The organism is Pedobacter sp. HMWF019 (assembly GCF_003061025.1).
In the GTDB taxonomy this organism is placed as follows: Bacteria; Bacteroidota; Bacteroidia; order Sphingobacteriales; family Sphingobacteriaceae; genus Pedobacter.
On record NZ_QAIL01000004.1, the window covers coordinates 1 to 12,280 of the forward strand.

Annotated in this window: 11 protein-coding genes; 4 read left to right on the forward strand and 7 right to left on the reverse strand. The window is 40.1% G+C overall.

Translation table 11 applies throughout. The annotated features are described in order from the left end of the window. The 7 genes from DBR11_RS00085 to DBR11_RS00115 form a co-directional block, all read right to left on the reverse strand. The coding region (locus tag DBR11_RS00085; RefSeq protein WP_146186424.1) for an ABC transporter ATP-binding protein at positions 1–347 on the reverse strand (347 nt) is incomplete at its 3' end. A gap of 23 nt (positions 348–370) precedes the next feature. Next, a complete protein-coding gene (locus DBR11_RS00090; protein WP_108549571.1) occupies positions 371–1,828 on the reverse strand; it encodes a TolC family protein in 1,458 nt (485 codons plus the stop codon). Positions 1,829–1,854: 26 nt separating this feature from the next. Next, positions 1,855–3,102 (reverse strand): efflux RND transporter periplasmic adaptor subunit, encoded by a 1,248-nt coding sequence (locus tag DBR11_RS00095; RefSeq protein ID WP_108549580.1) that lies wholly within the window; start codon positions 3,100–3,102, stop codon positions 1,855–1,857. 145 nt (positions 3,103–3,247) lie between these two features. Continuing rightward, on the reverse strand, positions 3,248–4,090 hold the full coding sequence (locus tag DBR11_RS00100; protein ID WP_108549572.1) for a hypothetical protein: 843 nt from the start codon (positions 4,088–4,090) through the stop codon (positions 3,248–3,250). A 48-nt stretch (positions 4,091–4,138) separates the two neighbouring features. Next, the gene (locus DBR11_RS00105; protein ID WP_108549573.1) at positions 4,139–5,074 is read right to left on the reverse strand and encodes a ketopantoate reductase family protein; all 936 of its coding nucleotides are present in this window, start codon (positions 5,072–5,074) and stop codon (positions 4,139–4,141) included. Positions 5,075–5,256: 182 nt separating this feature from the next. Beyond that, positions 5,257–6,714, reverse strand: coding sequence for an aminoacyl-histidine dipeptidase (locus tag DBR11_RS00110; RefSeq protein ID WP_108549574.1), 1,458 nt, complete (start codon positions 6,712–6,714; stop codon positions 5,257–5,259). 99 nt (positions 6,715–6,813) lie between these two features. Next, positions 6,814–7,278, reverse strand: a complete 465-nt coding sequence (locus DBR11_RS00115; protein ID WP_146186425.1) for a hypothetical protein — start codon at positions 7,276–7,278, stop codon at positions 6,814–6,816. A 300-nt stretch (positions 7,279–7,578) separates the two neighbouring features. Between DBR11_RS00115 and DBR11_RS00120 the strand changes: the two genes are divergently transcribed. From DBR11_RS00120 to DBR11_RS00135, 4 genes are all read left to right on the forward strand, one after another. After that, on the forward strand, positions 7,579–8,466 hold the full coding sequence (locus DBR11_RS00120; protein ID WP_233260595.1) for a hypothetical protein: 888 nt from the start codon (positions 7,579–7,581) through the stop codon (positions 8,464–8,466). Further along, the gene (locus tag DBR11_RS00125; RefSeq protein WP_146186426.1) at positions 8,432–10,855 is read left to right on the forward strand and encodes a hypothetical protein; all 2,424 of its coding nucleotides are present in this window, start codon (positions 8,432–8,434) and stop codon (positions 10,853–10,855) included. Before DBR11_RS00120 ends, DBR11_RS00125 begins: the two co-directional genes overlap by 35 nt. Before the next feature lie 137 nt (positions 10,856–10,992). Then, positions 10,993–11,577: a hypothetical protein gene (locus DBR11_RS00130; protein ID WP_108549578.1), complete on the forward strand. Its 585-nt coding sequence runs from the start codon at positions 10,993–10,995 to the stop codon at positions 11,575–11,577. A 119-nt stretch (positions 11,578–11,696) separates the two neighbouring features. Further along, on the forward strand, positions 11,697–12,179 hold the full coding sequence (locus tag DBR11_RS00135; RefSeq protein WP_108549579.1) for a hypothetical protein: 483 nt from the start codon (positions 11,697–11,699) through the stop codon (positions 12,177–12,179). Positions 12,180–12,280 lie beyond the last annotated feature (101 nt).

Below are 12,280 nucleotides of genomic sequence, written 5' to 3' on the forward strand. Positions count from 1 at the left end.
CTAGCCGATGAAGAACGATACAGCAAGGGCAATTCCACATTATCCAGCACCTGCAGATCATTGATCAAATGATAACTTTGAAATATAAAACCCAGCTGTTCATTCCTAAACTTTGCCAGGCGCTGATCGGAAAAACTAGAAACATCCTGCCCGGCAATCCTGATACTTCCTTTGGATGGTTCATCAAGCAATCCCATGATGTTCAACAAGGTACTCTTCCCACAACCTGAAGGCCCCATAATGGAGAGGAATTCGCCTTTTGCAATATCCAGGCTTATTCCATTTACGGCAAGAGTTTCAACCGTATCGGTACGGTACACTTTTTCAATGTTTTGTAAACGTATCATATCGTATAGTTACAGATTAAGATTTATTTATAAGTAATTTTTTCATTTTTTTCAAAATCATACAAAGACAGATATCTCAGCTGATAATAAGCACTCCAGAAATCTCTAAGTGAGGCAATATAATCTCTCTTTGCTCTGTCGTTTTCCTGGAAAGCAATACTCAGATCCGTAATACTCAAATCACCCAGCACATATCTTTCCCGGGCAATCTGATACTTTTCAGAAGCAATATGATCTGCTTTGCCCGTAAGCTCCACTTGTTCCTTCATCATATTAAATAAGGTTACCTGAGTAACAATCTGTTGCTTAAATGTCTGCTTATCCTGTTCTACAGCATAAGCAACAAACTGCTCATTGGCCTCAGCTGTTTTGGTTCTCGATTTCGAACGTCCCCAATCCAGTACTGGAATACTTAACTGCAGTTGTATAGACTGCTGGCTCTTAGGAGAACGGTACACATCAGCAATATTGCTTGCTGCATTAGAAAATCCAAGGTTAGCATTCAGTGTTGCTGTTAATCCATTTTGGCCTTTTGCCTTTGCTACATCCCTTTTCGCTTCAGCCAGTTTACGCACAAAAGCAATGGCATCTGAACGGTTCTCAAAAGCTTCCTTCAATACCCTATCTGCCGAAATATTCATTTGGTTTACCTGTGCAGGCATATCCAATACAATCTTATCATCACCTTCCATCCCGGCATAACTCCGAAGGTTCAAAGTCGCTATTTCCATATCCCGTTTTGCTGTCCCAACGGCCTTTTGTGCATTGAGCTCTTCCAGTTGCAACTGCAGAATTTCATTCTTGGAAATTTTCCCCAAATCAAATTTAGTATTGGCTATGTCCAGAATTTTCAGAGTATTGGTCAAATTGGTAGCTGCAATATTTAAGTTGACCTGGGCAAGTAACAGATCGAAGAAATAGCCCGTTACCGTTACTGCAATTTGTTCTTGCGATTCGATATAGGCCTGTTTACTTTCATTGTACTTTAAAGGTTCAATCTTCTTGTCCCATTTTAAACTATTGAATTGCAACAGGGGCTGGGTATAGCCAATTCCATAAGGAATCGCATTATAAAGAACATTTTTACGATCAAAATCATCAAAGCGCTGCAACTGCGTAGTCCCATAAATAGTTCCCCCGGTAGCTGCAATACTCTGACTAAAATTCATGGTCAATGAAGAATTATCATTGTGCACAGGCTGGAAAAGAATAGCCCCATTAGGCTGCAACACCTGAGAATATGTTTTATTATAACCTGGCAGTATCCCAGATAACTCCAACTGAGGCTGATAGTTCGATCTATACGTTCTCCATTCCCAATATTTGGTTTCTCTGACGGTAATGGCTTGTTTAGCCGCAATTGAGTTAGACTTGGCCATTTCAACCAGTGCCGGTAAACCCAACTTAAGAGTATCGTTAACCGGAGCCGCTACGACATGCACACCAGAGAGCAAAAAAAAGAAAGACAATATCGTTTTCATCTTGTTGATTGAAAATTCAAAACAAATCAATTGTTTACAGCCACCTCAGTTGTATTCTCATAGGCCTTCATATCAGATGTAATGACCACTTCTCCAGGCTTGATACCTGTCAGAATCTCTACATAGTCGAAATTGCTCAGCCCGGTTTTCACAGTCCGTCTTTCCGCTTTCCCTTTATTCAGCACAAAAATCTCCTGGAGGTTCGAACCCTTAAACGCTGGCCCATTGGCTACCCTCACCGCACCGTTACGGGTAGCCGTGACCAGGAAAATGTCCACTTTCATATTGGGTCGCAATAATTTATTATTCCGCTCCTCCAATTGTGCATCAAAGGAAACAATACCATTATTTACTGCCGGAGAAATATTCACGATATGTGCTCTTAACTGTATATCATTTATCCGGACAATAACCGGCATATTATTATGCAGCTGATCCAGCTGATTATCAGAAACACTACCGGCAATTTTAAAACTGCTCAGATCCGCAATCCTGGCCAGCGATTCGCCCTCCTTTATACTCGCTCCGATGTTCTTATTTACCCAGGTAATCACTCCGTCTCTCGTGGCCACGACATTAGCCAGATCAAGTTTACGCTTCAACGCATTCTGATCATTACGCTGTATCGCCAAGGCGATCTCTGCTTCTCTGATCTCTATTTTCATGGTCTGCTGTTTACTCCGGATTTCATTTTCAAGCTGCTGCTTCTCCAGCTCAGCTACTTTCAGGTTCAGTTCAGCCTGCTCAATCCCTTCCTTTGTTCCCCCACCCGCCTTGTATAATCTTTTGGCACTGGATACCGCATCTACCAGATTTCCAATCCGCAATTGTTTTATACTGTTGTTCGATTTGATATCATAAAAACTCTTCTCAAGATCCAACTTTAGCTTTCGGATCTCATTTTCTTTAGATTCTATCTGAAATTTAAGTTTATCATATTCTGACTGTGCAGCAGATTTATCCAGGATGAGAATAGATTCTCCAGCTTTAACTTTGTTTCCGGCATCCAGCAATACTTTCCTGATCGAAGCGCTGATTGGACTGGTCAAACTTTCCTCAAATTCAGGCAGTACCTCTCCCGTAGCATTGATCGTGTTCTCAATATTTCCTATCGCAGCAACAGAAGTTGTTATATCAGAAGCCGATAACGCCGGTTTAAAGTAAAAACGAAGCAAGCAGACACACAATACAAAAACAGCAACAGCAAAAAAAATGATTAAAATCGTCTTTCTCTTCTTTTGTCCGGAAACCTCAATTGCAATGCTCTTGTCCATTGTATTTGTTTTTGCACAAGGCATTGCAAGGCAAATGCCATAGCTAAAAACCTAAAAAACAATAGATTACAATTTAACGTTATACAAAAAATGCCCGATATCGAACAAAATGTTAAATATCGGGCATTTCTTGTATGTTTTGATCTTAGGACTTTTTAACCACAGGGGGCGGAACAACTCTCTTTCTTGCTTTAACAAGTGCGTCACGCTCCAGAAGCGTATAAGTTTTGCCATCAAAAGTCATTTTTGCCTTCGCTGCTGGTTCAGCAGCCATCGGTGCTGTTCCTTTTCTTAGCCATAAGCCGGTCATGTGCAAAATAACCACATGAGGAGGATGTTTGGCGTACGCATTTTTATCCATAGGACTGGCGACCAGGTTATCGTTCTTTGCACGGGTAACTCCTTCCTCCACGACCATCAATGAACTGAGATAATCATCTACATCAATAAAAAACTCGTTATAATTGCTTTCATCAGAGATTTTAAAGCCATAAACCAGATGATCAAATACCGAATAATCTACCTTTAAACTGTCTCCCGCCTTAAAATTTATTCGATAACCTCCACTTTCTTCCAGCTGCCCATCTGTTACCGGTATAAGCTGTTTCTTGCCAGGGCCAGAACCAACACCCACAGAAACGGGCTCCAGAACATCTTTACCCTTTTTACTGGCAATCAACAGACTTACCGAATCTTTGCTCAGCGACTTATTATACCTTCCGTATACCTTCACTGCATCATATTCAGAAGCAGTTGTCAGCAATGCCTTATTGTTCTTCACTTTAAAACTTCCGGAGGCAAAAAATAATTTTTCTTTATCCTTTGATTCTACGTAGGTAGAGAAATAACCCGATAGCTTATCGAAGAATACCGTAGTGGTGGTTCCCTCTTCATCTTTTCCGGAAAAGCAGCCGTCATAAACACTCTGCGCTTTTACCAATGGCCCCAGGCAAATCATACCCAGCAATAATAATATTTTTTCTTTCATAGCACAGAATGCATTCCTTTTTTCAAAAATAAGATACGCTATTTAAAATCATCTCAATAATCCTGCTTTTATTTCGTCATAAATCCTGTTTGTTTCCACAACGGGGATATCAAACCAATTTCCATAACTTATAATTGCACCCGCAAATAACTCCAGCTCAGTATGTGCTTTTCCAGATTGCACATCCAGCTGGAGCGAGGTTGGAGTAGTGTAAGGAAAAGTTGCAGCTTTTTTAAAAGTGATTTCTATAATATCCGGAGAAACAGCTACCCCTTTCTTATCAGCAATTAATTTTAGCTCTTCCATAATTCCGTTTGCCCTGGAATGCAGTTCAGGATCTTCGTTAACTACACCGATCGGTTTATTATATCTTGCCGAAACAAGTCCAAAGCTCGCAATAAAGAAAAATTTTGTCCAAATATCAACCATGGCGTCTTCTTTGTATATAATATCTATTCCAGCCTGTTTCAACAAACTTACAAGTACAGAAGGATCATATTGCAAATGTTCAGGATCCTTACCAAGGATAATTCTTCCTGCCACACCTTTATGTTCAATAATTCCTTTTTCTTTAATATGCGAAGCAACATAAACACAAGCAGGCAATACTACGCCCTCAGGAATCAACTTTCTAATTCTTTCGTAGATATCCACCCCGTTCATCAACGGTAAAATGACAGTACCAGGCTTTATTTTATCCCTTAATTGCAAGCAAATGTTCTCCAGATCATATTCCTTGACACAAACCAACCATAGATCAGCCACAGCTGCTTCAGCAATTTTCTGAAACAGACCTTCCGGATAAGTCACAGGATGTAGATGTTCCGGAGAAATCAAGGTCAGCCCATGCGCCTTCACGATACTATAAGTCGTTTCCCTTGCTATAAAATCAACCTGAACATCAATCGATTTCTTAAAAGCATCGGCCAGCTTAAATCCAAAATATCCGCCTACACCTCCTAATCCAATTATAGCTATTTTCATTAGAATATATTTGTTTTTTATGGTTATGAAGCTATCATAAGCATATTTTTCACTAGCATTTATTTGATTTTTGTGTTCAAGAGCTCGCTAAAGCTCGGTAAATTGCTGTTTTTAAGCGGTATGCTTATGACGGTTTCATCAGTATATATTTTTTTAAAGGCTATGAAAGCATCATAGACCCGCTATTTCACTGAAGGAATTTCTTTAAGAACCGCCAAAAGATAAGACCAGAATTTTTGAACAGAAGAAATTTGTACCCTTTCATCAGGAGAATGTGCTCCCCTAATAGTTGGACCAAAAGAAATCATATCCATACCAGGGAAGTGTGCACCTAAAATACCGCATTCTAAACCCGCATGACAAGCTTCTACCTTAGGCTCCTTATTAAAGGATTCCTGATATAACCTGACCATCAATCTTAAAATATCAGAATCCGGATTAGGTTTCCAGCCCGGATAATCACCGCTCTGGCTAACCGAACATCCCATTCCTTCCAGACTTGCCCGAACTGCATTAGCCACATCATCTTTGGTGCTTTCCACACTGCTCCGCTGCAAAGACTGTGTAATAAATTTTCCGTCTTTTACAATTACACGGGCCAGGTTGGTAGAAGCTTCCACCAGGTCCTCTATATCCGGGCTCATTCTAAATACACCATTAGGCATAGCGTATAATGAATTTACTATTTTTACAAAATCAACCTGTCCCATCACTTCCTCAGGCAGGGCAGTTTCCTCAGCCACAACAACCAAAGAAGGTTCAATGCTATGGTACTCTTCTTTCAAGACAGCGGCAAACTTTTCAAGGAAGGCCAGAAAAGCAGCTTTCTCTTCATTAGAAACAACCACTACAGATCGGGATTCTCTTGGTATCGCATTCCTTAAGCTACCGCCATCAACGCTAGCTAAACTAATTTTTTCCGATTTCAAAGCCCCATAGAACAAACGGTTCATCAGTTTATTGGCATTGCCCCGGCCCTTATGGATATCCATACCAGAATGTCCTCCTGATAAACCTTTAATTGTAATCTGAAAGGCCACACTATTTTCATTACTCTTCTCCAAGGCATAAGCGTATTCAGAATTGGTATCGATACCACCAGCACAACCAATGGTCAACTCATCATCTTCCTCCGTATCCAGATTCAACAGAATAGAACCCGTAAAATTTGAAGGATCAATTTCCTTCGCTCCGGTCATTCCGGTTTCCTCATCGATAGTAAACATCGCTTCCAGTGGAGGATGTTCTATAGTTGTTGACGCCAGTAAAGCCATAATAGAAGCAACACCAATACCATTGTCTGCACCTAGCGTGGTTCCTTTGGCTTTAACCCAGTCACCATCTACAAACATCTGAATACCCTGGCTGTCAAAATCAAAAACAGTATCGTTATTCTTTTGGTGAACCATATCCAGGTGAGATTGCATCACCACAGTTTTACGGTTCTCCATGCCAGGCGTTGCTGGCTTACTGATCATTACATTACCTGTTGCATCCTGAACAGTTTTCAATCCCAGATTTTCACCAAATGCAACTATAAAAGCAATCACCCTTTCTTCTTTTTTAGAAGCCCGGGGTACTGCATTCAGGTCAGCAAAATTATTCCAAAGGGCCTTAGGCTCTAAATTTCTTACTTCCATTAGATCTTAGTTAAGAGCGGCCAAATTAGGTAATATTGCCTTGATAAACCAATAAAAAGCTGGTTTTATAAGAACCGAAATATCTAACCCGAAAGTTTTTTATTTCATTCTGGCATAGATTTCTATAATCTCATGATTAACATGCAGGCTGTCAATTTTTTCTATACCCCTCTGTACCAGGGTATCATTTTTTACCCGGAGTTTAAACGTAAAATCCTGGTTTTCCCAATCCCGGTAATTACAATAAGCAAGGTGCTCTGTATAATCCTCTCCCGAAAGCTTATATGTGCCAGCACCACAATCAAACACAGCAGCAGGCGTCTTACCTTTTTTAAGATCATGTTTGAAAAAGGAAAAGTGCGTTCCGTTAAACATTTTAATCATTTCCTGACCAACCACCGGAAAAGTAACCAATGTATCCTTTCCAGTAATCGTTTTAGCAGAAACCAATTTCCAGCTTCCGCTAAGATCAACTCCTGCATTTTCTTTTTTAGACCCTGATCCTCCGCTACACGCTGCCAACTGCAAGAGTACTGGCAGCATCAGCCATTTTAATTTGTTCATGATGTGGTTCGTTTTTAAATACATAGCATCAAAAAGCGCCAATGTAAAAGGTTTATATATTGGTTATAGGTTTAATTGAGCCCCTGCATAATCAAACATAAAGTACATTTCCCTAAATGTAAAATTTAATATTTGGTTTTATTTTTGCTGACATTTGCGCTCATGCGTTTACTTATACTTCTTACTCTGATTTTTGCTCTCTTTTCCGGTTGTAAGACCGAAAAAAAACCACATCCTACCTTTTATTATTGGAAAACAGTTTACAGCCAGAACAAAACAGAACAACAATATCTGGAAAAAATGCAAGCCAGATCTTTGTATGTACGCATTATGGATATCGATTTAGACCCTGAGGGTCGGCAAGCCATCCCAATTTCTCCTGTCACTTTTAAAGAAAGTCTGCCTCCGCAAGTGAGCATCATCCCCGTAGTCTATATTGTTAACAACATTTTAAATGTGACAGACAGTATTGCACTGAAAACACTTGCTAATAAAATTGCAGTCTTTGTCCAGGCTAAAGTACAGCAAGCCGGAAAGAAAGATTACCAGGAATTGCAGATAGACTGCGACTGGACCAAAACAACCAAAGACCGTTATTTCTATTTTCTTGAACAGCTCAAAAAACTTCCGCAGCTCCGGCACAAAGAAATCACCGTGACGCTAAGACTCCACCAGGTTAAAAATATAGAGAGCTCAGGCATTCCTCCGGTAAAGAAAGCCATGTTGATGTGTTACAATATGGGCAATTTAAGAAAATATGGCCCTCAAAACTCCATACTGGACCACGCTGAAATGGACCTCTATTTGAAAGACCATTTAAAAAATTACCCCCTGGACCTTGATGTAGCCCTCCCCTTATTTAAATGGGCAGTTATTTTTCGCAACCAGCAATACGCAGGTATATCCAAACGATTACAGCAAAATCAGCTGCAAAACAAAAATCTTTTTAAAAAACTGGATCAGCCCCTACTTTATAAACTTTTAGTTGACCTCCCCCAGGCCGGACTAAAGAAAAATGACATTGTGCGGTGGGAACATATTACAACTCAACAACTGTTACAAACAGCAGATTTTTTATCCGCATATTTGCCATCAAAAGAATTTAACCTCACATTCTACCACTTAGACGAACAATTATTAAATGATTTTAAATATGACCAGCTACAAAAAGTTATTCATAGGTTTTAGTACTTTCATTACTGTTTTTTTTGCCGAAATCGCTATCAATCTTGCTTGTGGAGGCGAAACAGACCCTTACGATTATTATATAAACTACTTCCATAGTGATGTATCCGGCGATGAATATTCCCCTTTCTTTTTTACACAGCTTAGTTTCCTATATGGAGATAAAGATACCCATAGCGAATCAGACATCAACAGCGAAGAATGGGCTAAATACCTTCAGGTAAAAAAAGAAGATGTAGAAAAAACCATGTACAAAAGTGATGCTGCGACCAATCTGCTACTGAGCAAACTCGATCAGCAGTCCATCTCCAGTTTGCCGGATAGCCTGCAACAAAACACTTTTATACAGGCCCTGGGTAAAAACAAAAAAGCAGCCCAGTACTTTTCTTTTGCCAAAAGTTGCGAGCCCCTTGCCAATTCGACCTCCGATTACTGGAATCCTGTCCCACGTGATACAGCCGGAATGATTTCGGCCGCAAAACAGGCTCTTGATCTGGTCAGCTCTTCTCACAGCGATGCCTTCATCAAACTTCGTTATGCTTATCAGTCGGCAAGAATGTACCATTATGCAGCACAATACCAGGAATGCAGGAATGTCTATGACAAATTGATCAAAACCAATAAAACCACCAGCGCCGTTAAAGGCTGGTCAATGGCACTTTATGCCGGGGCCACACGCAGGCTGGGTATAAGGAGTGAATCTGCCTATTTATTTTCAAAAGTATTTGAAAGCAATCCTGAGCGCAGAATACTTGCTTATAGAAACTATTACAACATTAGCCCATCTACAGATTCCGTACTTCGCTTTGCCAAAAACAATACAGAAAGGGCCACCATCTGGGCTATCGAAGGATTTGGAAACCCAACAAAAGACTTAAAAAGTCTGGAAGAGGTGTATAAAAACGATCCTAAAAGTCCAATTAACGGCGCATTGCTGGTACGGGAGATCAATAAATTGGAAGGAAATATACTAAACGGCTCCAGCAATTATTACTATTACAACAGTCCAAACAATGCCGACAGCTTAAAAAAGGTCAATCTTAAACACCTGACCCTGGTGAAAAATTTCGCACTTAAACTTGCCGAAGAAAAGAAATATGGTCAACCCGAATTAGGTACGCTTACAGCCGCCTACCTTTCCTGGATGGAAAACAAGGGCACAGAAGCTTCATCTTATCTCTCCAAACTTGATTTCCCTAAACTTCCTGAACGTTTAAAAGACCAATACCGCATCACTGATCTGCTGATTAAAGCAGATCAGATTAAAAAAGGAAGTCCATTTAATCCAAATGATCTTTTACCAGGTCTTAAATGGCTTGATGAAAAACGCTTTGAAGAGAACAAACCAAAGCCAGGTCAAACCTATGACGATTGGGGCGGCTATAATAAAGCTTTCAGCTTAAGTGCAAGGAATCTCTATCAAGACATCCTGGCACCTGCCTACCTGAAAATGGGCGATACTGCCCGGGCAGCCATGGCCATGGTCAAAGGCGACATCAGATCTTCGAGTTTGAAAAACAAGGATTTGTTTAGCAATATGAGCTCCACTACCATTGAATACTGGCAGGAGGCCCTAAGCCCAACAACCCTACTGAGCATCGAAAAATACCGGGTAACACCGCCCCAGGATAACCTGGACGGACTTCTGGCTGGAAGCATTAAGCAGCTCAATCAAGATGATTTCTATGAGCTTCTGGGTACCAGCTACCTCAGAACCCATAACTATAAAAATGCCCTGGTCTGGTTGCAAAAAATCAATCCTAAACATCAATACTTCAGCGCATCTAACTGGTATGAAGGCGATGAAGGAAGACTTTATCCAAACGCATTTATAGAAACCATACGAGATTACCCTAAACAAAATGGCAGCAAAACAGGAGGTTTAAACAAAAAAACCTTTGCGATGGAGATGTTACGCCTGCAAAAACTCGTTACTTCAGATCCAAAAAATGCAGCGGCAAACTACTATAAAATGGCAAATGCCCTGTATCAAACTGGTTATTTTGGAAATTCCTGGGGGCTGATCAGTTATAGCTGGAGCTCCTACGACAATGTGATTCCGCCAAAATATGATTATGAAAAGGATTATAAACAAGCTCTTACTGCAAAGCGGTTATATTTAAAAGCCAGAATATTGACTACCGATCAAAACCTCAAAGCCAAGTGTACCTTCATGCTGGCCAAATGTACTCAAAAGATGATCACCCCTGGTAAATATCCGGATTACCTGTACACTTATTTAAATGGTAAAGTAACATACAAAGATTACCTGGACGCCAACCTTGCCAATCCATATTATAAAGAGTTTTCTACTAAATATACAAAAACACCATTCTACCAAATTGCACAAGGTGAATGCAGTTATTTCAGGGAATTTATAAACCGCAATTAAACCGAATCAATTACATTTTATTGCGTTTTTAATAGCTAAACGCAGAAAATAAAAACAATTCTAAGACGTAAAAAGTTATTATGGCATTAAGCTTGTAGTATATAGCTCATCTATTAACATTTTTAAAAAAACATCTTATGAAAAAATTTACTTTAAGCTTGCTAACTGTTGTACTACTTGGAGTAGGCCTCTCGGCAAGTGCTCAGATTCAAAAGGGCAATGTATTAATTGGTGCAGATTTGGCCAATTTCGATTTAGGTTTAAGTGGATCAAAAGTATTCAATATGAATATTAGTCCTAAAGCAGCCTGGTTCATCCAGGACAATGTGGCTTTGGGAGGATATGCTAATTTAGGCCTGGTAACAGCTAAAGATGCCCCTACCACCACTACTTATGGCCTTGGAGCTTTAGGTCGTTATTACACAGGTAAGGACGTAGAAGTTTTAAAACACGGACGTTTCTTCGCTGAAGCAAATTTAGGTTTTGGAGGCACAAACACCAGTAAAGGTGGTGGTACTACCAATGGATTAGATTTCGGCGTAGGTCCAGGTTTTGCTTACTTCATTACACCAAGCATCGGACTGGAAACTTTGCTTAAATACAATGGAGTAACTGGATTTGGAAACAATGGATATCAGGGCAATCTGCACTTATCTTTTGGATTTCAGATCTATCTTCCCGGTCAGGGAACGGCCAACAAGGTTAGAAGTGACGTAAAATAAATCAAAATTCCGATTCCTAAAGCCCGCTGCAAAAACAGCGGGCTTTATTTTTAAATCCCATTTGCAAGAGGAACTAAGATCTTTGTTTAGCTTTGTAGCTTAGCTCAAGCCCTGTATCTATGAACAGCCGTACAAAACTTCTTTCCCTAAATCTCTTTCTGATGCTGTCACTTCTTTCCTGTACCCAAAAGAAAGACGGTTATGCAGTTTGGAAAGAACAGTCAAAAACCAATATCAGGCTCCTGCCTGAATACGGACATACAGCAAAGACGAAACAGCAACTGGAAGCAGATAGTGCCTTTATAAAAACAACTACTCAAAAAGAAACGGCAGAAAAAGCATCAGAAGCACTCGTACAGCTCGGTTTTAAATACCTGAACGAAGGAGATCCCCAAACAGCCATGTACCGTTTCAATCAAGCCTGGTTACTAAACCCAAAAAATCCAGAAATCTATTGGGGATTCGGCTCCGTTTACTTCAGCTTCAAAGATTATAGAAATGCCCTTATGCAATACAACGAAGGGCTGAGTCTAGATCCCCAAAATAAAGGAATACTAAAAGACAAAGCCCTTGCTGCACAATTATTAAGAAAGAAAAATTAATTCATTTTAAAAGATTCTCCTGGTTTAGCCAGTTCATATTTGATCCAAAAATCAGAAGATTTAGAGCTGTTACCACCCCCTTCATCTCCCCCTCTTTGGCC